General features: G+C 59.3%; 15 protein-coding genes. 11 read left to right on the top strand and 4 right to left on the bottom strand.

Annotation, left to right across the window (positions count from 1 at the left end; genetic code table 11):
- The first annotated feature begins 41 nt into the window (after nucleotides 1-41).
- On the top strand, nucleotides 42-2,714 hold the full coding sequence (gene polA / locus Q4B98_RS01040; protein ID WP_303194821.1) for a DNA polymerase I: 2,673 nt from the start codon (nucleotides 42-44) through the stop codon (nucleotides 2,712-2,714).
- A 32-nt stretch (nucleotides 2,715-2,746) separates the two neighbouring features.
- On the opposite strand, the gene Q4B98_RS01045 is transcribed toward polA, so the two are convergent.
- Both Q4B98_RS01045 and Q4B98_RS01050 read right to left on the bottom strand, forming a co-directional pair.
- Entirely contained in the window at nucleotides 2,747-5,590 is a 2,844-nt protein-coding gene (locus Q4B98_RS01045) for an FAD-binding and (Fe-S)-binding domain-containing protein (RefSeq protein ID WP_303194822.1), read from the bottom strand.
- Nucleotides 5,591-5,670: 80 nt separating this feature from the next.
- Nucleotides 5,671-6,306: a class F sortase gene (locus tag Q4B98_RS01050; protein WP_303195552.1), complete on the bottom strand. Its 636-nt coding sequence runs from the start codon at nucleotides 6,304-6,306 to the stop codon at nucleotides 5,671-5,673.
- Nucleotides 6,307-6,762: 456 nt separating this feature from the next.
- On the opposite strand from Q4B98_RS01050, the gene rpsA reads away from it, so the two are divergent.
- The 10 genes from rpsA to Q4B98_RS01100 all read left to right on the top strand — a co-directional run bounded on the left by rpsA (nucleotide 6,763) and on the right by Q4B98_RS01100 (nucleotide 20,550).
- Nucleotides 6,763-8,259, top strand: a complete 1,497-nt coding sequence (gene rpsA, locus Q4B98_RS01055) for a 30S ribosomal protein S1 (RefSeq protein WP_303194824.1) — start codon at nucleotides 6,763-6,765, stop codon at nucleotides 8,257-8,259.
- 226 nt (nucleotides 8,260-8,485) lie between these two features.
- On the top strand, nucleotides 8,486-9,943 hold the full coding sequence (locus Q4B98_RS01060) for an HtaA domain-containing protein (protein ID WP_303194826.1): 1,458 nt from the start codon (nucleotides 8,486-8,488) through the stop codon (nucleotides 9,941-9,943).
- Between the two features lie 266 nt (nucleotides 9,944-10,209).
- Complete coding sequence (locus Q4B98_RS01065; RefSeq protein WP_303195553.1) at nucleotides 10,210-11,109, top strand: hemin ABC transporter substrate-binding protein; 900 nt, start codon at nucleotides 10,210-10,212, stop codon at nucleotides 11,107-11,109.
- Nucleotides 11,106-12,164 carry an iron ABC transporter permease gene (locus tag Q4B98_RS01070; protein WP_303194829.1) on the top strand — a complete coding sequence of 353 codons (1,059 nt, stop codon included), beginning with the start codon at nucleotides 11,106-11,108 and terminating at the stop codon, nucleotides 12,162-12,164. Before Q4B98_RS01065 ends, Q4B98_RS01070 begins: the two co-directional genes overlap by 4 nt.
- Complete coding sequence (locus Q4B98_RS01075; RefSeq protein WP_303194831.1) at nucleotides 12,164-12,970, top strand: heme ABC transporter ATP-binding protein; 807 nt, start codon at nucleotides 12,164-12,166, stop codon at nucleotides 12,968-12,970. Before Q4B98_RS01070 ends, Q4B98_RS01075 begins: the two co-directional genes overlap by 1 nt.
- The gene (locus tag Q4B98_RS01080) at nucleotides 12,970-14,655 is read left to right on the top strand and encodes an ABC transporter ATP-binding protein/permease (RefSeq protein ID WP_303194833.1); all 1,686 of its coding nucleotides are present in this window, start codon (nucleotides 12,970-12,972) and stop codon (nucleotides 14,653-14,655) included. Before Q4B98_RS01075 ends, Q4B98_RS01080 begins: the two co-directional genes overlap by 1 nt.
- The gene (locus Q4B98_RS01085; RefSeq protein WP_303194835.1) at nucleotides 14,652-16,325 is read left to right on the top strand and encodes an amino acid ABC transporter ATP-binding/permease protein; all 1,674 of its coding nucleotides are present in this window, start codon (nucleotides 14,652-14,654) and stop codon (nucleotides 16,323-16,325) included. Before Q4B98_RS01080 ends, Q4B98_RS01085 begins: the two co-directional genes overlap by 4 nt.
- A gap of 84 nt (nucleotides 16,326-16,409) precedes the next feature.
- A complete protein-coding gene (gene coaE, locus Q4B98_RS01090) occupies nucleotides 16,410-17,057 on the top strand; it encodes a dephospho-CoA kinase (protein ID WP_303194836.1) in 648 nt (215 codons plus the stop codon).
- A gap of 190 nt (nucleotides 17,058-17,247) precedes the next feature.
- On the top strand, nucleotides 17,248-19,353 hold the full coding sequence (gene uvrB / locus Q4B98_RS01095) for an excinuclease ABC subunit UvrB (RefSeq protein ID WP_303194838.1): 2,106 nt from the start codon (nucleotides 17,248-17,250) through the stop codon (nucleotides 19,351-19,353).
- Nucleotides 19,354-19,557: 204 nt separating this feature from the next.
- Nucleotides 19,558-20,550 (top strand): TerC family protein, encoded by a 993-nt coding sequence (locus tag Q4B98_RS01100; RefSeq protein ID WP_303194839.1) that lies wholly within the window; start codon nucleotides 19,558-19,560, stop codon nucleotides 20,548-20,550.
- Nucleotides 20,551-20,562: 12 nt separating this feature from the next.
- Here the strand turns inward: Q4B98_RS01100 and Q4B98_RS01105 are convergent, their stop codons facing one another.
- Together Q4B98_RS01105 and Q4B98_RS01110 are read right to left on the bottom strand one after the other, a co-directional pair.
- Nucleotides 20,563-21,219: an MBL fold metallo-hydrolase gene (locus Q4B98_RS01105; protein WP_303194841.1), complete on the bottom strand. Its 657-nt coding sequence runs from the start codon at nucleotides 21,217-21,219 to the stop codon at nucleotides 20,563-20,565.
- A 45-nt stretch (nucleotides 21,220-21,264) separates the two neighbouring features.
- On the bottom strand, nucleotides 21,265-21,906 hold the full coding sequence (locus Q4B98_RS01110; protein ID WP_303195554.1) for a maleylpyruvate isomerase family mycothiol-dependent enzyme: 642 nt from the start codon (nucleotides 21,904-21,906) through the stop codon (nucleotides 21,265-21,267).
- Nucleotides 21,907-21,947 lie beyond the last annotated feature (41 nt).

The raw sequence follows: 21,947 nt of genomic DNA on the forward strand, positions 1-21,947 counted from the left end.
GGCGTGTAGTACTGTCCGTGGCGTCCTCTAGAGTCGAAGATATGAGCGAGACGACGCAGCCCACCCTCATGGTCCTTGACGGGCATTCCATGGCCTTCCGGGCCTTCTACGCCTTGCCAATGGAGAAGTTCATCACCTCGACGGGCCAGCACACCAATGCGGTGCATGGGTTTATCGCAATGCTCATCAAGTTGTTGCGTGACGAGGAACCTACCCACGTCGCGGTGGCGTGGGACTTGGCAGGCGGCACCTTCCGCACGGCGGAGTACTCCGAGTACAAGGCTGGACGTGCCGCCACTCCGCCAGAGTTTCCCGGCCAAATCGACCTCATCAAGGAAATCCTCGACGCTCTTCACATCGTTTATCTGTCCAAGGAGAACTACGAGGCCGACGACATCCTTGCAACCCTGTCTACCCGGGCGACCGCCGAGGGTTTCAAGACTCTGCTGGTTTCGGGGGATCGGGACGCGATGCAGCTCGTCAACGACCAAGTGACGGTGCTCTATCCATACAAGGGCGTTTCTGAAATCGCCCGTATGACACCCGAGAGTGTCGAGGAGAAATACCTTGTGCCCCCGGCTCGTTACCCGGAACTGGCAGCATTGGTAGGGGAGAGCGCTGACCATCTCCCCGGTGTTCCCGGTGTCGGCCCCAAGACGGCGATGAAATGGCTCAAGGCCTATGACGGTCTGGAAAACCTCATTCGCGAGGCTGACAGTGTTAAAGGCAAGGCTGGCCAGTCTTTCCGAGATCACCTTGGTGACGTCATCCGTAACCGCAAGCTCAACGCCTTGGTACGTGACCTGGACCTTGACATCACCCTGGCCGAGCTTGCTCGTCAGCCTTGGGACCCGAAGGCTACCCGCGCGCTCTTCGACGTCCTCGAATTCCGGAAGTTGTGGGACGATGTGCTTGCGTTGGAGTCGGACGCTGACGAGGTTGTTGAGACCGACGAGACCCTCGACGTTTCCGGTGCTGTGCTCACATCAGGCACTTTGGGAGACTGGCTTTCCAAGGTCGAAGGCCGGGTTGGTATAGACGTCACGGGTGCCTGGGGCAGCGGGTCAGGTGATGTCGAGGCTGTCGCACTGGGAGGCTCAGACGGCACAGCGGTGTGGTTTGACGTGGCCGACCTTGGACCGGATGATGAGAAGGCCTTCGCCGCATGGTTGGCAGACGAGAGGCGCGCCAAGGCTATGCACTCGGCGAAAGGTCCCATCGAGGCATTGGCAGAGCGAGGCTGGGAGGTTGTCGGCCTGACATGTGACACCGAGCTTGCCTCGTACCTGCTTCACCCAGATCGCCGTGTTCACAAATTTGCTGACGCGGTGCGTACTCACCTCAACGTCACCCTTGGGAAGACAGAGAACCAGTGCGACCAGGAAATGCTCGACTTTGGTGACGACCGTTCCGCTGAATCCATGGAGAGGGCAGTGGCTGTCACCATGTTGGCCGACGTCATGGAAAAGGAGGTCGAAGATCGGGGTGGAGGCAAGCTGCTCCATGACGTCGAGATGGGGGTGCAACGGTGCCTCATATCGATGGAGCGGGCCGGAATCGCCGTTGACACCGACATTCTGGAGGAGCTGCGATCTGAATTTGACGAGCGTGTGACCCGTGCTCAGGAAGCTGCGTGGGAGGAGGCCGGCGAGAAGATCAACCTGTCTTCCCCCAAGCAGTTGCAGGCGGTGCTTTTCGACAAATTCGACATGCCGAAGACTCGACGCACCAAGTCGGGATACACCACCGACGCCGCTGCCCTGGCCGGATTGTACGAGAAGACTGAGCATCCTTTCTTGGCCCATTTGCTGGAGCACCGTGATGCCATCAAATTGCGTCAGACTGTTGACAGTCTGCTCAAGGAAGTTCGTGACGACGGTCGGGTCCACACCACGTATATGCAGACGATCGCAGCTACCGGGCGTCTGTCAAGCAAGGATCCGAACCTCCAGAACATCCCGATGCGGACCGAGGAGGGGCGTCGTATCCGGGAAGGATTCGTCGTCGGTGATGGGTACGAGGCCCTTATGAGTGCCGACTATTCCCAGATCGAGATGCGGATCATGGCTCACGTCTCGGGAGACCAATCTCTCATCGACGCGTTCCGATCCGGGCAGGACTTCCACACCGTGACGGCATCCCATGTTTTCGGGGTTGCTCCCGAGGATGTCAGCGTCGCTCAACGTTCCAAGATTAAAGCTATGAATTACGGCCTGGCGTACGGGCTGAGTGCGTATGGCCTGTCCAATCAGCTCAAGGTCAGCGTCGGTGAGGCCAAGGCACTCATGGCCGACTATTTCAGTATGTTCGGGAAGGTTCACGAGTACTTGCAAGAAGTCGTCGACCAGGCTCGGCGACAGGGGTACACCGAGACCTTGCTGGGACGTCGGCGTTACCTGCCTGACCTCACGTCGACAAACCGTCAGCGTCGGGAAATGGCGGAACGGGCTGCCCTTAACGCACCCATCCAGGGATCAGCCGCTGATCTCATCAAGCTGGCCATGCTCGCCACCGATGACAAGCTTGAGGAGGCTGGTCTGAGGAGCCGCGTCTTGTTACAGGTCCATGACGAACTCATCCTCGAAGTCGCCAACGGTGAGGAGGAGAAGGTTCGCGAGATCGTCATCGACGCGATGGGTCACGCCATGGAGCTATCGGTGCCTCTAACTGTGTCGATCGGGGTCGGACGATCTTGGTTCGACGCTGCGCACTGAGGGCCACGCCAATAGTGAGTGAGAATCCCCGATCACGCCGGTGCATACGTCACCATTCGCTCGGCGAGGACCGAGAGCACATGCCGCCACGGCTTGCCGGTGGCCCGTTGCATACCGAGTTCGCAGGTACGGTTTGCCGATAGATAGAGATTGAAGTCCCGGGTCGTTAGTTCGGCTGCTTCCCGTCGCGTGGCTGATTCGGTGAACTCGGGATGTAACATGCCGCGATCTCCTGCGAATCCGCAGCAGCCCCAGGCATTGGCGACGACAATCTCATCTGCCACCGCCTCGGCACAGCGCCTCAGGGCGTCATTCCAGCTCATCCGTGTTGAGGAGCAGGTGGGATGAAGGGCAGCCGATGGCACCTTGGGAAGGGGCGGCAGGATCGGCAGTACCTCCTCGGCAACGTACTGCACGGCGTCAACGACTCGGATTCCCTTGACCCCTTCGTACTCAAGCTCGTGTATGAACCCTTCCGAGCAGCTGACGGCATCCGAGATGACTGTCAGTTCCCCGTCATGGGTGGCCTGGCGTATGACGGCAACGACACGACGTCGCATTGTCGTGTACCCCTTGGTCATTCCCTTGGACTTCCACGGCGTGCCACAACACAGCGAATTGATGCCTTCAGGGACCGTGACCCCAATCCCGGCTGCGGTGAGAAGCGCAATGATTGAGAATTCCAGGGTCTCCTCGCCAGGAACCGCTCCGCCGAACATGGTGTTGACACAAGCCGGCAGGTAGACGACTTCAGGTCGTCCTCTCGGGGCGTCCCGATGTCCGGAGCTTCGCCGCTGTCCGCCGCCAGGTAACTCATCGGAGACCTTTGGTATGCGGTCGGTTCCCAGCACATTCCGTGCGGCACTGGTGAACACATTCGTGGCAGCAGCCGGAATCGGCTTGAGGGCGGACATTCCGACACTCGCCGCCGAGACAAAAGGATTCCATCCTTTGGCGGCGAGGTCCCAGGTGGTTTGCCAGGCGGCCGGGTTTTGCTCGGCGCGTAGCCGACGAACCAGATCACCCGTATTGATGTGCAATGGGCAGTTTGTTTCGCACATCCCGTCGACCGCGCAGGTCTGCACCACCGGGTAGGTGGCACGTCTTTGGAGATCGGTTGCCAGTTCCTCGTCACCGTCGTCGCGGGCTTGAGCGATCGCTCGCTGCATGATGATGCGTTGGCGAGGGGTCAAGGTGAGATCCCGGGACGGGCACACCGGCTCGCAGTAACCACATTCGACGCAGCGATCGACCTCTTCTTGAACGGTCGGGGTGAGCTTGATCTCTTTGAGGTGCAGTTTGGGATCATCGGTAATGATGCTGCCGCGGTTGAGCACACCTGTGGGGTCCGCCGACTCTTTGACCTGCCTCATGACCCGGTAGAGGTCTGACCCGTATTGGCGTTCCACAAAGGGTGCCATGATCCGCCCGGTGCCGTGCTCGGCCTTGAGGGTGCCATGGGCGTTGAGGACGAGAGTGACCATGTCCTCGGTGAATCTTTCGTATCGGTCCAGACCCTTCCTCTCGCGGAAGTCCTCGAGAACCAGGAAGTGAATATTGCCGTCCTTGGCATGGCCGAAGATGATCGATTCAGGGTAGTTGTACTCGCTGAAGAGCTGCTGCAGGTCTCCGCACACCCCAGCGAGGGTTTCAACGGGGACCGCAATGTCCTCTAGGAGCGCCGTTTGTCCGGAGGGTCGGGTGCCGGCAATTTTGGCATACAGGCCATTGCGCAGGGTCCAGATAGGGCCGCGAACTGCGGGGTCGTCAGTAAAAGTGGGTTCGTTAACAAGGTCCAGATGAGAAATGACGCTGTTACCAGCCGCAATGGCGTCGTTGCGGGACTGCTCGTCTGGGCAGTGGTACTCAACCAGAAGAGCAGCGTCTGTGCTTCCGGGAGCTGGCGGGATGATGTGGCCATTGGTCGGGTCGTCGCGGCACAGCTGTAGGGAGGAGGAATCCATGAGTTCGGTGACGGTAACACCAGATTCCACCAGTGCAGGAAGGGCCTTGGTTGCGGCGTCGAGGGTAGGAAAGTGGAGTAGGGCAGTCGCCAGTTTCGGCATGATCTCTACCGTGTTCATGACGGCCGAGGCAATGAACCCGAGGGTCCCCTCGGATCCAATCATGAGATGGGAGAGGATCTGGGCTGGGGTGTCGTAGTCGAGGAAGGCGTTGAGTCCATAACCCATGGTGTTTTTCCGAGAAAACTGGAAGGTGATCTCTTCAGCGTGGGCCTTTTCGCGACACTGGTCGCGCAACTCCAGCAAGGTTTCAACGAGTTCTGGCTCGGCACAGGCCAGCTTGTCTTCACACTGTGGATCGGAGGTATCGACGACAGTCCCCGAGGCAAGTACGAAGACCATGGAATCCAGGGTTCGGTAGGAGTTGGCGGCGGTGCCGCAACTCATGCCTGAGGAGTTGTTAGCGAGAACTCCGCCTAGAGTGCAGGCTACTGATGAGGCTGGGTCGGGGCCGAGTTTGCGACCGTACCTGGCAAGGACGGAATTGACGGAGACGACAGTTGCCCCGGGCTGGACGCGAACTTTGCGGCCACCATCGAGAACCTCGATGCCACGGAACGACCGGCGGGTATCAACCATGATGCCGTTCGTCAGGCCTTGCCCGGACAAGCTCGTTCCGCCGGAACGGAAATTGATGGCTACTTTGTGGCGTTGAGCAATCGCCATGGCCGCTGCGACATCGGAGGTTGACCCCGCACGCACGAGGACACCAGGAGTAAGCAAATAGTGGGATGCGTCAGGAGCTATTGCGGCCAAATCGAGGGGATCGTGGCTGACTTTGGCCTCCCCGAGCACCTCCAGTAGATCGGTTAGAAGCGTGGACGAAATGGATGAGCGCGCACCTCGGTTCATAGTTCTAACTCTAAGTATGACCGAATGTGCGCGCTCGTCTTTAGGGCAGCTTGATATGAATTTGTGGTGAACCTGTCACATCAGGCCACTGGTTCGGCGTAGAACAGGACCCGTGACTCGTGTCCCTTGCCCTTGACGTAATCCCAGCAGACCACGATGACAGCCTGGGCTGGGCCATCATTGTTGTAGAGGATTGTTGAGTTCGGGTCGTAATCCTTCACCCACACCTTGGTGTTGTGGGTGTAGCGGTAACAGACCGTGTTCCCGGCCTTATCTGAAATCCGGATAATGTCTCCCGGCTTGATGCCGTCGTTCTTGTCGTACATCCGGTTACCCAGGGCTTCCCCGATGTGGAAAGTGTGGGAGGTAAGGATCACGTTGCCCTTGTCGGAACCCACCTTGGGACCCTGGTTGAACCACGCCATGGAGGACGGGTCGTCACGTGGTGGGGCTCCAGCTGCACCAGCGCTGTCGAGTCCGACGGACAGCACCTTCGCAGAGACCTTCATGCGGTCAATGGAGTACTTCACCGGAACGATGGGCTTCGGGTCCTTCATGCAGCCCGCTGGGACCGGAGGCTTCTTGGTGGACGAGGCTGCCGGGGCTGCTGACGATGCGCTCGAGCTGGTTGCCGGGCCGCTGGCTGAGTCGTCGTTCTTGTCACGCTGAGTAAAGATGGCCGCGATGGCCGCGATGATGAGCGCGATGACGACCACGATTGCGACGATTCGCCACCTGGGGCTACTCGACTTCGCGTCATCGGTTGAAAAGTAGGAGGGTCCGTTCTCGTCCGGTTCCGTCGAAGGATCGTTCGCCCCGTGTCTAGGAGACTGATCGGTCATAGCTGTGTTGTCCTCCATGTGGAAGGTGAGGCTTTGATGTAGAGGGAGTATCTCCCGAGTAAGGGTGCCCGATCTCTCGGTTCGCCGATAGGATACTCTACGCTCACAATTTCCTCGCATTGTTGGCCCTGAGCGTCGGTTGCGCTGGGGGCGTACGGCTTCGCCGGGGAGATTCGAGGCGGTTGGATTGACCCTTCGCAGGCCCGGGTATTACGCTGATTTCTGCGTTATCGTCTGTGCGGTCTCGGACGGGAGTAGATCGTGCTCGATCCCTAGGATCGGGGCTGTAACGCGTTTCAAACCACCTGACATCAATCGGAGTCCTACTACATGACCTCCTCCACTGAGGCCTCCACCTCGAACCCGGTCGACATCGACCAGCAGAAAGCCGCCAACGCCGCCGATGGATCTGTGGCGGTTGACGACCTTGGCAGCCCGGAGGCCTTCCTGGCCGCTGTGGACGCCACCATCAAGTACTTCAATGACGGCGACATCGTGTCTGGAACCGTCGTCAAGGTGGACCGCGACGAGGTTCTCCTTGACATCGGTTACAAGACCGAGGGTGTTATCCCGTCCAAGGAGCTGTCGATCAAGCACGACGTGGACCCGTTTGAGGTCGTCAACGTCGGTGATGAGATCGAGGCCCTCGTCCAGCAGAAGGAGGACAAGGAGGGTCGCCTGATCCTGTCCAAGAAACGTGCTCAGTATGAGCGCGCATGGGGTTCGATCGAGCAGATTAAGGAAGAGGACGGCGTCGTCACTGGCACTGTTATCGAGGTCGTCAAGGGCGGTCTGATCGTCGATATCGGTCTGCGTGGCTTCCTTCCCGCGTCCCTCGTTGAGATGCGGCGTGTCCGCGATCTTCAGCCCTACGTTGGTCAGGAGATCGAGGCCAAGATCATCGAACTTGACAAGAACCGCAACAATGTTGTGCTGTCTCGTCGCGCTTGGCTTGAGCAGACTCAGTCCGAGGTTCGCCAGAACTTCCTGCACCAGCTGCAGAAGGGTCAGATTCGCAAGGGCGTCGTCTCCTCGATTGTCAATTTCGGCGCGTTTGTCGATCTTGGCGGTGTGGACGGTCTGGTCCACGTTTCCGAGTTGTCCTGGAAACACATCGATCACCCGAGCGAGGTCGTCGAGGTCGGTATGCCCGTCACTGTCGAGGTGCTGGATGTCGACATGGACCGCGAGCGCGTCTCGCTGTCCCTCAAGGCAACTCAGGAAGATCCGTGGCAGGCCTTCGCTCGGCTGCACCAGATCGGCCAGATTGTTCCCGGCAAGGTCACCAAGCTCGTTCCGTTCGGTGCTTTCGTCCGCGTCGAGGACGGTATCGAGGGTCTGGTTCACGTCTCAGAGCTGGCCGAGCGTCACGTCGAGATCCCAGAGCAGGTCGTCAGTGTCAACGACGATGTCATGGTCAAGATCATCGACATCGACCTCGATCGTCGCCGTATTTCGCTGTCCCTCAAGCAGGCCAACGAGGGTATCGACGTAGAATCTGACGAGTTCGATCCGTCGCTGTACGGCATGACCGCCTCCTACGACGAAGACGGCAACTACATCTACCCCGAGGGTTTCGATCCGGAGACCAACGAGTGGAAGCCGGGCTACGACGAGCAGCGCATTGCTTGGGAGCAGCAGTACGCCGAGGCCCAGGCTCGCTGGGAGGCCCACCGCAAGCAGGTTATCGAGGCCGAGCAGGCAGACCAGGAGGCCGCTCTCGCCGAGGGTGGCGCTCAGTCCTCCTACACCAGCGGACCAGCTGAGGGTTCGTTGGCTTCCGATGAGGCCCTGCAGGCCCTCCGTGACAAGTTGACCCACAACTGAATGCTCAGCTGATTTCTCGTAACATCGAGGGGTTCCGCCATCATGGCGGAGCCCCTCGTGCTTTATGAGTGGTCTGAGATGGTCGCGTGATGGCGGAGCATTTTTGATATCACCCCTTGTACACACAGCTGTGGGCAGCGTTCCACCCTTGCGCACAATGATTAGGTAAGGCTAAGCTATACGGCGACTCAAGGTGAGTCGTATCTATTAGCAAAGGGGACGTCTCATGACCACATCGGCCATGCGCAGACTTGTCGCCAGCGTGCTCGGGGCCTTGTTGGCTCTGGCTGGAGCTCTGGTCGCTCCGGCAGCGTGGGCGGCCGACAGTCCGACTGTGACTGTCTCACAAGCATCCCGTGATGGTGGCAACATCACCATTACCGGAAAGGGATTCGCGACGAAGGGCGCCGGCGTGTACGTTGCCGTCGCTCCATCGTCGGTCAAGCAGTTCTATGGCAATTCGGACAAGTTCGTCGGCTATGACCCGAATAAGCCCATGACGGAGTCTCCCTCCACGATCTGGGTTTACACGCCGGAGATGAAAGCTGCAGGCTCCAGCTTTGCCCAAGCGGCACCGATGGCCGCAGACGGTTCGTTCACTATCAAGATGTATGTCCCGGCCTTCGAGGAGGGCAAAGACTACGTCGTTCTGACGACCAAGGCTCATGGTGCCGGGGTGGCCGACAAGTCCAATGACACGCGTACTCCGGTGACCTATGAGGCGGCTCCAGTGCCTCCGGCCTCTAGCGCTCCTGCTCAGCCCAGCACTCCTGCGAAGCCCTCAACTTCGGCCAAGCCCAGCACTCCTGCTAAGCCGGCAGTTCCTTCCAAGCGCAGCACGCCCGTTAAGTCGTCGACTGCAGCTAAGCCCAAGACTCCGGCCAAGCCTGCCCGGACGAGCAAGCCCGTAACAAAGCCTGCTGCCACCACTCCTGCTCCCCATCGCACCATTACCAAAAAGGTCTGCACCAACGGCAAGGCCAAGGTGGCTGGCGGTTCCCTGACGTGGGGCTTGAGGACCTCATTCACCAGCTACTTGCGCGGTCCGATCGCCAATGGCTCTTGGAAACTGTCAAACGGTGCCGACTGGAATGGGTCTGCATTCACCTTCCCCGTGAGCAGCGGGTCCTTCGATCCCGCCACCAAGTCGGGGACTCTCAATTACTCCGGTACCATTCACATGACCGGTCACAAGGGCATTTTGGACGTGACGTTCTCCAACCCGTCTCTGGTCATCAAGGGATCGACGGGGCACGTGTACCTGACCGTCAAGTCTTCCTCCACCGATGGGAAGAAGACCGACTATGGACGAGTTGACTTCGCAACCTTCTCCGTTTCCACCTCAGGTAACGTCAAGATCAATGGCTCTTCGGTCAAGTTGACGGCTATCGGTGCTAAAGCATTTGCCGGATTCTACAAGACCGGCGAGCCGATGGACTCCTTGACTTCCAAGCTCACCCTCTCCTCCGAGAAGGTCTGCCATGACGTCACCATCGATGCTGTCACCGGCAAGGTCATTAGTGACGGTAGCGGGACTACCGGAACCTCCGGCCCTGGTCTTCCAGCCACTGGCGCTCTCGGGCCGTCTTCTGCCCGCGGTGATCTCGCCGCTGCAGGAAGCCTGGCCCTGATCGTCGTCGCCGCGACGGCAGTGGCCTGCCGACGCCGCTACTGCGAGCTTTGATCGATCCAATCTAACTAGGGGTGGGGTCGACTGACCCCACCCCCACTACTTCCACGAAAGGTCGTCCTATGCCCCGGATGCGCCGTCGAATTGCCGGAGTCAGTCTCGTATTTGCGATGCTGGCGACCGGGTGTGCTCCTTCGGCCACACAGACTGAAACGTCTCCCAGCTCTGTGACCGCTACACCGTCATCAACCCATTCGGTAGCTCCCTCAGCGACGGCGCAAAAGCTGCCCGACCCACGCACTCTGCGCGGTCTTACCGAGGTGCCGGACCTGTCCGATCCGGCTCCCGTTGATGGGTCTTTCAGCCAGAAGCTTCCCGTCACTCTCACAGATGTCGAGAACAACAAGGTCACGATCACCGATACTTCCCGGATTCTGGCCCTCGATCTCTACGGCACTCTCTCTCGTACTCTCATCGGACTGGGAATGGGCGACAAGATCGTCGGGCGCACTGTTTCGTCAACCGAGAAGCAGTTACACGATGTTCCCGTCGTCACCGAGAACGGCCACACCCTCAATGTTGAGGCCATCGCCGCCCTTAAGCCGACCCTTATCATTGCCGACCGCAGTGTCGGTCCTCGGGAAGCCCTTGACCAGCTTCGCGAGTCGGGAATTGCCGTCGTCCTTGTCGACCCTCATCGCAGCGTCGACAAGACTCCTGACCTTATCCGCGCTGTCGCGAAAGCCATCGGTAATCCTGCGGCCGGTGAGGCGCTGGTGAAGCGAACTCAGGACGAGATCGACGCGGCCAAGGAAGACATAGCCCAGTGGGCTCCGAAAAAGCCGATGAAGGTGGCGATGCTCTACGTGCGCGGGACAGCAGGAATCTTCTTCATCCTCGGTTCGGAGGATGGAGCCAGCGAACTCATCCACGGAGTTGGTGGCGACGACGTTGCCGGGGACAAGGGAATCAAGAGCATAGCCCCCGCAAATGCAGAATCCTTGGTGTCCCTCAACCCAGACGCTATCTTCGTCATGAAGGATGGGCTGGCCTCCACCGGAGGCATGAAGGGCTTGCTGAAGAGGGCCGGAGTGGCCAACACCACTGCCGGCAAGAACCAGCGCGTCATTGCCATCCCGGATGGTATCTCCCTGTCGTTCGGCCCCCAGACCGGTGAGGTGCTGACCTCGGTTGCCAAGGCATTGTATGGGGTTAAATGAGTACTCTTGCCCACCCTGTGACTGCGCGGACGGGACTTACTCGACGAGCCCGTACCAGAGTCATTACCTTCAGCATCCTGGTTGTCGTGGTCTGCTGCCTCGTGTTGGTCTCGGCAATGGTCGGACAGTATCGAGTCGCAGGAACCGACGTTGTCAGAGCCGTCTTTGGTGGTTCACTGACTGATCCGATGGCTGAGTCGATCTTGTGGCAGATTCGGTTCCCACGCATCGTCCTGGGCCTCCTAGTGGGAGCCAGCCTTGCAGTGGCTGGAACTGTCATGCAGGCTCTGTTTTCGAACCCTCTAGCCGAGCCCGGTGTCATCGGTGTCTCTTCGGGGGCCGCAGTGGGGGCGTCGATCATGATTGTGGCGGCTCCCACCTTCCTGGCCGGGTTCGGTGTTCCTGCCGCCGCCTTTCTGTCGGGATTATTGGCTGCCAGTGCCGTCTACGTCATGGCTCGCTCCGGACAACAAGCAGAATCAACCACGCTGGTACTGACTGGTATCGCCGTGACTGCAATCTGTTCGGCGATCACTTCGGCGTCGACCTATGTCGCCCCGACGACCGCACGAGACCAGATCGTCTTCTGGCAGATGGGGTCCCTCAACGGTGCCACGTGGAATCAGGTGGCGACAGTCGGAACGGTGGCTGCAGTCGGTATCCTGTGGGCCGTATTCATTGCTGCCAAACTCGATACCTTGGCCTTGGGCGAAAGGGCCGCCGGTCACCTGGGCGTCAACGTCAATCGGTTAAGGCTGTCCTCAATTGCGCTGACCGCCCTGCTCACCTCTGCCGCAGTGGCCTACGCTGGGGTCATCACCTTCGTCGGGCTGATCGTGCCCCATGTCCTTCGGTTGGTCATCGGTCCGAAAAACACCTGGCTCATTCCGGCATCGTTGTTGGGCGGATGTGTGTTGGTGACTCTTTCAGATGTTGCTGCTCGCACCCTGGTGCCCTACGCCGATCTTCCCATCGGCATCTTCACGGCCATTGTCGGTGGGCCTACCTTCTTCGTCCTGCTACGAAGGGGAATGCGGCGGGGGAGAGCGTTGTGATGATTCGTGCCCGTGGTGTTTCCTTCTGGTACGGGGAACGGACGATTCTCGATGGTGTTGATCTGGACATCCATGCCGGAGAATTCGTCGGCTTGCTTGGCCCCAACGGGGCTGGCAAGACGACTCTGCTGAGTGTGCTGTGCGGAGATCTCGACGGGTGGCAGGGAACTATAGAACTCGATGGTGTCCCGCTTCAGAAGATCACGCGTCCTGATTTGGCGCTGCGACGCTCCGTGATGCCGCAGTTCAGTGAGTTCCCGTTTTCCTATCTCGTTCACGACATCGTGATGATGGGTCGATCGCCACACCAGAGGGGTCCGGAGGACGAGGTTCTCGTCGAGGCGGCGATGGAGCGTACCGAGGTCGCCGGACTTGCGGACCGAGAGGTCACCGCACTTTCTGGGGGAGAGCGCTCCAGAGTGACCTTGGCACGGGTATTGGCCCAAGATGCTCCCTGCGTGTTTCTCGATGAACCCACTGCCGCCCTCGACATCTGTCATCAGGAACGCACCATGGCAATCTGTCATGAACTCGCTTCAGCGGGGTGCGCCGTCGTCGCGGTGATGCATGACGTGGGATTGGCGGCGGCCTGTTGTGATCGGATCGCCCTGCTTTCTGAAGGGAAGCTCGTGGCGGTCGGCAAACCCGAGGAGGTTGTCACGGAGGGTAACCTCACTTCCGTGTACGGATGGCCCATTGACGTCATCACGCTGCCGACCGGGGAACTCGTTGTACTACCCAGGCGGCCCCGGACTTCCACCCGCGCCGAACGAAGGACACCATGCCCACAGTTGTACCATCGGTGATGTCGCCCCGATCGTCCCACCGGGCTCGAATGGTGGGTGCGGTACACCTTGTTGAGATTGTTGCCACGGCTCTTGTTCTCGTTGCCGTAGGACAGGCCATCGGTGGTCATCTCGAGGGCTTTGTCGTCAATCCTGGGTGGTACTGGGCGATGGGAGTTGGCGGTGTCGTGGCGGCGGCAGCCGCAGGCGTCGCCATGGGGATGTCAGGGCGTCATGCTCGAGCCGAAGAATCTGCCCTTCATCCCCGGATCCTCGACGTCCTCTATCGGCGATCCCTCTCCGCGCCACCAGCTCCTGACGAGGGCGGCAGGGTCGTCACGTTGGTCGGCGACAACGCGGAGCGGGTGAGCGAGTACCGCCAAGTGTTCTATCCGGACATGATCGCCGCCTTGGCCACCCCCGTCATTGTGTGCCTTGGGATCCTCGTCGGCCTGGATTGGCTCACCGGACTCGTCCTGCTGGTGATGTGCCCTGTGATTCCGGCCTTGATCGCGGGTTTTCTTAGGCTGTTTCGCAAGAGATCTTCGGAATCTCGACGGGAGAGAGCGCGCCTGACTGCTCGCTACTTGGATGCCATTTCGAACCTGGTTCTCATAAGAATGTTGGGAGCTGGGCAACGAGTCGAAGACGATCTGCGTCGGCGTGGTGAAACCAACCGCGGAACAATCATGAAGCTGTTGGCGGGAAACCAGGTCGTCATCATCGTTATAGACGGCCTGTTTTCCCTGCTGTTCATTGTCATGTCGGCAGGAATGGCCATGACGCGATGGCAGAACGGCCATATTTCGGCGACGGCGGCCATCATCATCGTGCTGTTGTCGGTCCTGCTGCTGGAGCCGCTGCACCAGGTCTCAGCCTTCTTCTATATCGGGATGGGCGGCATAGCCTCGAAGAAGGCCATCAGCAGGTGGTTTGAGGAGGCACCGAGGGCCGTATCTGCAGGTGGTGACGGCCCCACCACCGGTGACGGTTCAGGAGCTATTAGGCTTCGTGACGTTACCGTCGGATATGGAGATTCGGACATTCTGCACGGTATTGACCTCGCTATTCCGCGCGGATCCCGTATTGCCATCGTGGGGCGCTCCGGGGCTGGTAAGTCGACTCTTCTTGGAGTCATGACAGGGACGCTGCACCCGCGCACTGGGAAAGTCGTGGTCGACGGTTTAGACGCCGACATCGCCGGGGTCGGTGCTATCCGGGGAGTAAGTGCGTCGGTCAATCAGCGGACGTGGTTATTCGCCGGGACAATCGCTGACAATCTCGCTGTCGCCAATCCGCATGCCACTGCTGAACAGATGTGGCAAGCACTGAAACGTGCAGATGTCGCTGACGATGTTGCTTCAATGCCTCGTGGATTGGACTCTGATGTTGGTGAACAGGGCTGCCTGCTTTCGGGGGGCCAAGCCCAGCGCATCTCACTGGCACGGGCTTTTCTATCCGGGCGGAAAATCCTTCTTCTCGACGAGCCCACCTCGCACGTGGACATTGATTCTGAGCAGCGGATCATCGACGCCATCTCCAGGATTAGCGCAGACACCACGGTCGTCATGGTCACCCATCGCCGCCGTCTCCTAGACCTGGCCAGCAAGGTATACCGGGTTGCGGACGGCACCTTGGTCCCCGTTTGTGCCGACGAGGTGACCCGCGAGGATCTGGAGCGAGCCGGGAGTGAGGACCGAGCATGATTGAACCATCAACACGCGAGGTCGTGAAATGGCTGACCGGGATCACCCGTCCGGTTCATCCGCCCCTTTACTTCTCGGCCGTCATGAGGGTCATTCATTTGGTTGCCGATATGGGGCTGTTCGCAGTTGCGGCCGGCGGAATGGTCGCTGTGGTCACCTCCGGCTGGTCGGTGTGGGCCTGGCTGGGGTGGTTGGTCGGGCTGGCCTTGACGCAGGCCGTGACCTTCTACCTGGAACAATTCAGCGGTCATTACGTGGCGTTCAAGGCCCTCGAGGTGCTAAGAACCCATGCCTTTTCCCAGCTGTGGCCCAAGGCTCCGGCTGTGGTCAGTCATTCGCGTACCGGCGACGTTCTGACCAGCCTGACCCGAGATGTTGACCGTATCGAGGTCGTTTACGCCCACACCTTTGCTCCCGTTGTGGCAGCTTTTCTTGCCCCGCTGATAGCTGTCGTTACCGGTGGAGTTCTTTACGGATGGTCAGTCGTGGCGATACCTGCTGCCGTGCTCGTGGTTCTCATCGCGGTCCTGCTGGTTGTCGGAACCAGATCCAGTCTGGACGCCACCCATAAGGTCTTGAGACTTCGTCGAGAACTTGCGGCACACGTCACTGATTCGGTCTTTGGTGCCGCTGAAGTGGTCGGATACGGCCGCCAGCACGATCGGATGGTTGAGATGGCTCATATCGACAGCCAGATTGCCGATAGTTCGGCCCGTGCTCGTAGATACGTGGCTGTCCGACGATCCGCTTGTGTGGCGGCGGAGATCGTCATTGTCGTTTCAGTGTCCTTGATGGCGATTCACGAGGGGCTCAGTACCGTCGGAGTATGTGCCCTAGCCGCCGCTGGGCTGAGAATCGTTGAGGGACCGCGTGGAATTGAGGATGCCGTCGGGTATCTTGACCATTCTCTGGCGTCAGCCCGGCGGTTGTGGCAGATCAGTCACGCACCCACGGAGGTTGCGGATGGTCCGCGAGAACTCCATCTCGATCATTCGCCGGTCATCGAGTGGCGCGACGTGAGTTTTTCCTACCGTGATGCGGATGGAACAGTTCTGCCTCCTGCTGTTGAGGGCGTGAGCCTCAGGGTTCCCGCCGGCGGACACGTCATTGTGATGGGAGCGTCCGGATCAGGTAAGACGACATTGGTCAACTTGCTGCTGCGCCATTACGACCCCGATTGTGGCCAAGTTCTCCTCGATGGCGAGCCGGTCTCGTCGTTCACCCTGGACTCCCTACGTCGCTCCATCGCCGTGGTATCTCAGCGGGTCGAGCTTCTCAACGCGTCGATTGCTGACAACTTGAGGCTGGCGGTTCCGGGTGCCACTGATGAGCAATTATGGGGTGTGCTTGATGAGGTGGGTCTTGCCGCTGAGGTGCGAGGGATGGAGCAGGGGCTGGGCACAATGATCGGCCCACGTGGCACCAGGTTGTCGGGAGGACAAGCCCAGCGACTGACGGTGGCACGGGCAATCCTGCAGCGGCCTAGCGTTCTCGTGCTCGACGAGTTCACCGCCTCTCTTGATCCTCGACTGGCTGGAGAAATCCGAGCAAACTTGGCACGGTGTCTGCCGGCGGTAACGGTGGTGGAGATCAGTCATGGCCATGACCACGGTGGGGAGGTTGTCGTCATGGATAAGGGACGTGTGGTTGAACCGATGTCGTTAGGGTGAGGTCGCCTATGCTGGTGCTGTGACTCATGGAGGTGCGATGGACGCCGCGCTAGTGGCCCCGTTTGACGATAAGACGCCAGCCTGATGTCGTCCCGAGGTCAAGAACCCAGTATCGTTCGGGTCGGCCTGACGGGGGGGATCGCCAGTGGCAAGTCGACGGTTTCCCGGCTGCTGGCTGAGCACGGGGCCGTCATCATCGATTACGACCAGCTTTCCCGTGCTGTCGTCGCGGTCGGGTCCGAAGGACTTCGTCGAGTTGTTGAGGCTTTCGGTGAGAATGTGCTTGCCGACGATGGTTCTTTGGACCGTTCGGCATTGGGGTCGATCGTTTTTGCTGATCCTGCCGCCCGGCGACGCTTGGAAGGAATCATCCATCCTCTCGTCGAGGAGGCCGCCCGACGGATTGATGACGAAGCCCGGGCGGCGGATGAACGAGTTGTGGTCGTTCACGATATTCCCTTGTTGGTCGAAACCGGAAGAGCAGGCGAATTCGACACGGTTGTCGTGACCGATGTCGATCCTGCCGAACAGATCAGGCGTGTGGTTGAGCGAGACGGGAGTTCTGAGGAGGACGCGCGGGCGAGAATTCGTGCTCAAGCATCTCGTCAGGAGCGACTGGATATCGCGGATATCGTCATTGACACCAGTGGCCCATTGGAGGATCTTCCGACTGAGGTCAACCGCGTATGGTCCAGAATTCCTGCGGGTCATCCGCCCCGGTTCTCGCTGTGAGACTGTCTGGCGACAGTGACAGCACCCGGGAACAACGACTCGCTACCCGGTCGCTGTGGGTGGCAATGAGTATGACTTTGCCGTCAACGGCGAGATCGTGTAGAAGATTTATCACCAGGTTCTCATTGCGGAGCCGGGTACATGCTTTCAGCGGAACCTATCCCGGGTATCTCGAACTAGGGTTGGCACCATGCGTCCAGTTACCGACATCACCCGCCGCGTTGCGCCTTTCCACGTCGTCAGTGAGTTTCAACCATCGGGTGACCAGCCGCAGGCTATTGCCGAGCTGGAGAAAAGGATTAAGAACGGAGAGCGGGACGTTGTCTTACTCGGTGCCACTGGCACTGGCAAGACGGCTACTGTTGCATGGCTGGCCGAAAAACTGCAGCGGCCGATGCTCGTCATGCAGCCCAACAAGACCCTGGCGGCTCAGTTTGCCCAGGAGTTACGCAATTTCTTCCCGGACAACGCCGTTGAATATTTCGTCTCGTACTACGACTACTACCAACCTGAGGCGTACATACCGCAGACGGATACCTATATCGAGAAGGATTCCAGCCTCAACGACGAGGTTGAGAGACTGCGCCATTCCGCAACGAATTCGCTATTGACCCGGAGAGACGTCATCGTCGTGTCAACGGTCTCAGCGATCTACGGTCTGGGCACTCCTCAGGAATACGTCGATCGGATGATCCCGTTGGAAGTCGGTCAGGAGTGGAACCGCGATGAGCTGCTGCGAGATCTCGTCACCAACCAATACGTCCGTAATGACATCTCGGGGGAGCGTGGCACGTTCCGAGTTCGCGGCGACACCCTGGAGATTTTCCCGGTCTACGAGGAGAACGCCGTGCGTGTGGAGTTCTTCGGCGACGAGATCGAGGCTCTGACAACGATGCACCCTCTGACCGGTGAGGTCATCAGTGAGGAGGAGCAGGTCTACGTTTTCCCGGCCACCCACTATGTCGCTGGGCCGGAGCGCATGGAGAGGGCGATCGCGTCCATTCAGAAAGAGTTGGAGGAGCGCCTAGCAGTCCTGGAGCGTGACGGGAAATTGCTGGAGGCGCAACGGTTGCGAATGCGTACCACCTACGACATCGAGATGCTCCAGCAGGTCGGTGCCTGTGCCGGTATCGAGAATTACTCGCGCCACATCGACGGGCGCGCTCCCGGCTCAGCCCCGAATTGTCTGCTCGACTACTTTCCCGAGGACTTCGTACTTGTCATAGACGAGTCCCACGTCACCGTGCCGCAGATCGGGGGTATGTACGAGGGCGACATGAGCCGTAAGCGCACCCTCGTAGAGCACGGCTTTCGACTGCCCAGCGCGATAGACAACCGTCCTCTCAAATTCGACGAGTTCACCCAGCGGATTGGACAGACCGTCTACTTATCCGCCACGCCCGGGAGATATGAGACCGAGCGCGCCAATGGCGTCGTTGAGCAGATCATCCGTCCGACCGGACTGGTTGATCCTGAGATCATCGTCAAACCCACTCGCGGCCAGATCGACGACCTGATGGCCGAGATTCGCACCCGAGTTGAGCGGGGAGACCGTGTCCTGGTCACGACCCTTACCAAAAAGATGGCGGAGGATCTGACTGACTACCTCATGGAGCACGGTATCCGCACCCGCTATCTGCACTCGGAAATCGATACCCTTAAGCGCATTGAGCTGCTCAAAGAACTACGTATGGGGGAGTTCGACGTCCTGGTCGGTATCAACCTGCTGCGAGAGGGACTCGACCTGCCCGAGGTATCTTTGGTGGCCATTTTGGACGCTGACAAGGAAGGATTCTTACGCTCGGAGCGCTCGCTCATCCAGACTGTTGGCCGTGCGGCTCGAAACGTCAACGGGCAGGTCATCATGTACGCCGACCAGATCACCGACTCGATGAGGGTTGCGATTGACGAGACGAATCGTCGCCGCGAGATTCAGATGGCCTACAACAAGGAACACGGGATCGATCCGCAGCCGCTTCGCAAGAAGATCGGAGACATCACTGAGATGTTGGCTCGTGAGGAGGCTGACACTGACGCTCTGGTCGAGAAGTTCAACTATGGAAAGGGCCATCGGGGTTACAGCTCGATGATTACTGATGAGCAGCGGGCTGCCCGAGGTCAGCGTCTGGACGTGTCGAAGATGGCTGAAGAGGATTTGGGTAACTTGATTGTCGAGCTCACCAATGAGATGCGCTCGGCTGCTGGCGAACTCAAATTCGAGGTGGCGGCTCGGTTGCGCGATGAGATTGCGGACTTGAAGAAGGAACTGCGTCAGATGGTGGAGGCCAATCGCTAGTCCACTCGCGAGCGAGACTCGCATATGACGTTGTGGGTGTGAAAAGATAGACTTTCTTGGAGGGGAGTACTCTTGAGAAAAGTGTGGTCGTCATCACGATCGTGCCATCACGGTCCGGCCACACAGCCCCGGTAAAGCGGCATATGCCGTGCTGGTGCGGACGAGACCTCCAGGCTTTTTCGCTACTCCTTCGGAGGCTCGATTTTGCACGTTCACGCGTATGTCTGGATCATCACCATCTTGGTGATGGGGGCTCTGCTTTTCTTCGATGTCATAATCCTGGGACGAAAACCTCACGTCCCCTCCCCGAAGGAATGCGCCATCTTTGTTGGTGTGTTTGTCGGGCTGGCAGTGTTGTTCGGTCTGGGGGTGTGGGGCCTTCAAGGGCATTCCGCAGGCGGACAGTTCTTCGCAGTGTGGTTGACCGAGTACAGCTTGTCCATCGACAACCTGTTCATCTTCCTCATCCTCATGGAGAAGTTCAACGTTCCATCGAAGCTGCAGCAATTCGCCCTGCTGGTGGGCATTATCGTCGCCTTAATCTTCCGAGGTGTCTTCATTGCTTTGGGCCAGGCCATCTTGGAAGCCTGGGCTTGGGTGTTCTTCATCTTCGGTGCTTTCCTGCTGTATTCAGCGTTTGACCAGGTGCGTGAGTACCGCCATCGAGATGATGAAGACAAGGACGCAGGTGAAGACGGTCGCTTCATGGCGTGGTTCAAGCGCACGGTTCCGACGACCGGGGACTATCGGGGTACCAAGTTCTTCGTGCGTGAGAATGGCAAGATTCTGGCCACGTCGATGTTCATGATCTGTGTAGCCTTGGGGATGACTGACCTGCTCTTTGCGCTGGACTCCATCCCGGCCTCCTATGGTCTGACTAGCGAGAGCTACCTCATCTTCACCGCCAACGTCTTCGCCCTCATGGGACTACGCCAGCTGTACTTCCTCATCGGAAATCTGCTCGAACGCCTGGTGTACTTGTCCTTGGGCCTCGCCGTCATCTTGGGGTTCATCGCGCTCAAGCTCATCGGTCATGCCATGCACCACTACGGGCTGGATCAGGCATGGTTCGGCGTCAGTACCGAGGTTTCGATTGGTGTGTCTCTGAGCGTCATCATTGCGACCTTGGTCGTCACCACCGTCGCAAGCATCATCAAAAGCAAGAGAGACGACGCGAAGGCCAAGATCGAGGCTTGATGTGAGGTGAGATCACCAGCCGCGGGCATGCCACAACGGGAGGTTGGGACGCTCCTCTCCAACCGTTGTGGCGTCGCCATGTCCGGGATGGATGATTGTCGTGTCGGCCAGCGGCGCGAAGATTTTCATGCAGACGTCGTTGTAGAGCCGTTCGAATTCCCGGCTCCCACTGGTCTTACCGACGCCGCCGGGGAAAAGGGAATCTCCCGTTAGAACGTGGTCGTTCGGGTTACCACGCAGGCGGAGGGCAATGGACCCACGGGTGTGGCCCACCAGACCGATGACGTCAAGTTCGATCTCGCCGAGGCGGAAGAGATCGCCGTCCCATATCGTGCGGCAGGTCACGCCGGTGGCGGCTTCAATGGCCTCGGCGTCGGGCGCACCGCACCATGGCTGTGCTCCCGTCGTCGCGATGATTTCGGCGAGAGCCCCGGTGTGGTCGGAATGACGGTGGGTCGTGATGACAGCGCCGACCTCGTCGTCGCCGATGACGGCTTTGAGTCGTTCGGGTTCCGCTGCTGCGTCGACGAGGATGGCAGGGCCAGTGTCGGGATGAATGAGGTAGGCGTTGTTGTCCATTGTGCCCACCGACACCTTGATGAGTTCGACATTGTTGTTGACCCGGATGAGGGCGGCCTCGGATCCGGGATCGACGTGGTAGAGCGGCATGACGATTCCTTCCTCAAATGAGCAGGTGTTCCGTCGGAGATCCCGCTAGATGAGCATAGGGACGACGAGCTGGTCGGTGCCGGTGAGACGTGCGGTCCCTCCTCTTCCTGACAGCCATCCTGCCAGCGCGCCGTCAGGTCCGTGAACTGTCGTGGCGAATCCGACCCCGCCAATACGGTCGATCAGCCCGGAATCGGAGACGACACGTATGGCCGGTACTTCTGAACGGTCACGTAGTCGGAAACATACCCATTCCAACAAGGTTCGGGCTGCGACATCGGGGAGCTCATCGACGGTCATACCCAGATCGAGGTCGATGTGATGGAGTGCGATTTCGGCAAGTCGTAGCGCTGGCAGGTCGGTAGCGTCGACACGAATGTCATCAGTGAGCCACACCGCAGTACCCGGTTCCACATCGTCAAGGGAGTCAAAGGCCGCGTTGAGTGAACCTGCCGTGGTGTCCAGATCAATCTGTAACTCCACTCCGTCGCGTTCAGACCCGCGTTCAATGTCGCGATCGCGGATTTCGTCCGATGGGTAGAGGCGGGGAGCTTTATGGCCAGCCACGATGGCCTTGGCCACCGCTTCGAGAGCTTCGGCGTTCCGGGCGATATGGGTCGCAATATGCGCACGAGTCCATCCAGCCAGCCTGCTGGGAGCCTGCCATTCCTCATCCGATAGACCCATGGTGGCCCCGAGGAGACGTTGGGTGGCTTCCCGCTTGGCGG

The organism is Cutibacterium sp. (assembly GCF_030525615.1).
Taxonomy (GTDB): Bacteria; Actinomycetota; Actinomycetes; order Propionibacteriales; family Propionibacteriaceae; genus Cutibacterium.

Excerpts from the sequence above, each read along its gene's own strand:
- Q4B98_RS01075 (WP_303194831.1), top strand. The coding sequence starts at position 12,164 with ATGATTCGTGCCCGTGGTGTTTCCTTCTGGTACGGGGAACGGACGATT.
- uvrB (WP_303194838.1), top strand. The coding sequence starts at position 17,248 with ATGCGTCCAGTTACCGACATCACCCGCCGCGTTGCGCCTTTCCACGTC.
- Q4B98_RS01080 (WP_303194833.1), top strand. The coding sequence starts at position 12,970 with ATGTCGCCCCGATCGTCCCACCGGGCTCGAATGGTGGGTGCGGTACAC.
- Q4B98_RS01085 (WP_303194835.1), top strand. The coding sequence starts at position 14,652 with ATGATTGAACCATCAACACGCGAGGTCGTGAAATGGCTGACCGGGATC.
- Q4B98_RS01110 (WP_303195554.1), bottom strand. The coding sequence starts at position 21,906 with ATGGGTCTATCGGATGAGGAATGGCAGGCTCCCAGCAGGCTGGCTGGA.
- rpsA (WP_303194824.1), top strand. The coding sequence starts at position 6,763 with ATGACCTCCTCCACTGAGGCCTCCACCTCGAACCCGGTCGACATCGAC.
- coaE (WP_303194836.1), top strand. The coding sequence starts at position 16,410 with ATGTCGTCCCGAGGTCAAGAACCCAGTATCGTTCGGGTCGGCCTGACG.
- Q4B98_RS01105 (WP_303194841.1), bottom strand. The coding sequence starts at position 21,219 with ATGCCGCTCTACCACGTCGATCCCGGATCCGAGGCCGCCCTCATCCGG.
- Q4B98_RS01060 (WP_303194826.1), top strand. The coding sequence starts at position 8,486 with ATGACCACATCGGCCATGCGCAGACTTGTCGCCAGCGTGCTCGGGGCC.
- Q4B98_RS01070 (WP_303194829.1), top strand. The coding sequence starts at position 11,106 with ATGAGTACTCTTGCCCACCCTGTGACTGCGCGGACGGGACTTACTCGA.
- polA (WP_303194821.1), top strand. The coding sequence starts at position 42 with ATGAGCGAGACGACGCAGCCCACCCTCATGGTCCTTGACGGGCATTCC.
- Q4B98_RS01045 (WP_303194822.1), bottom strand. The coding sequence starts at position 5,590 with ATGAACCGAGGTGCGCGCTCATCCATTTCGTCCACGCTTCTAACCGAT.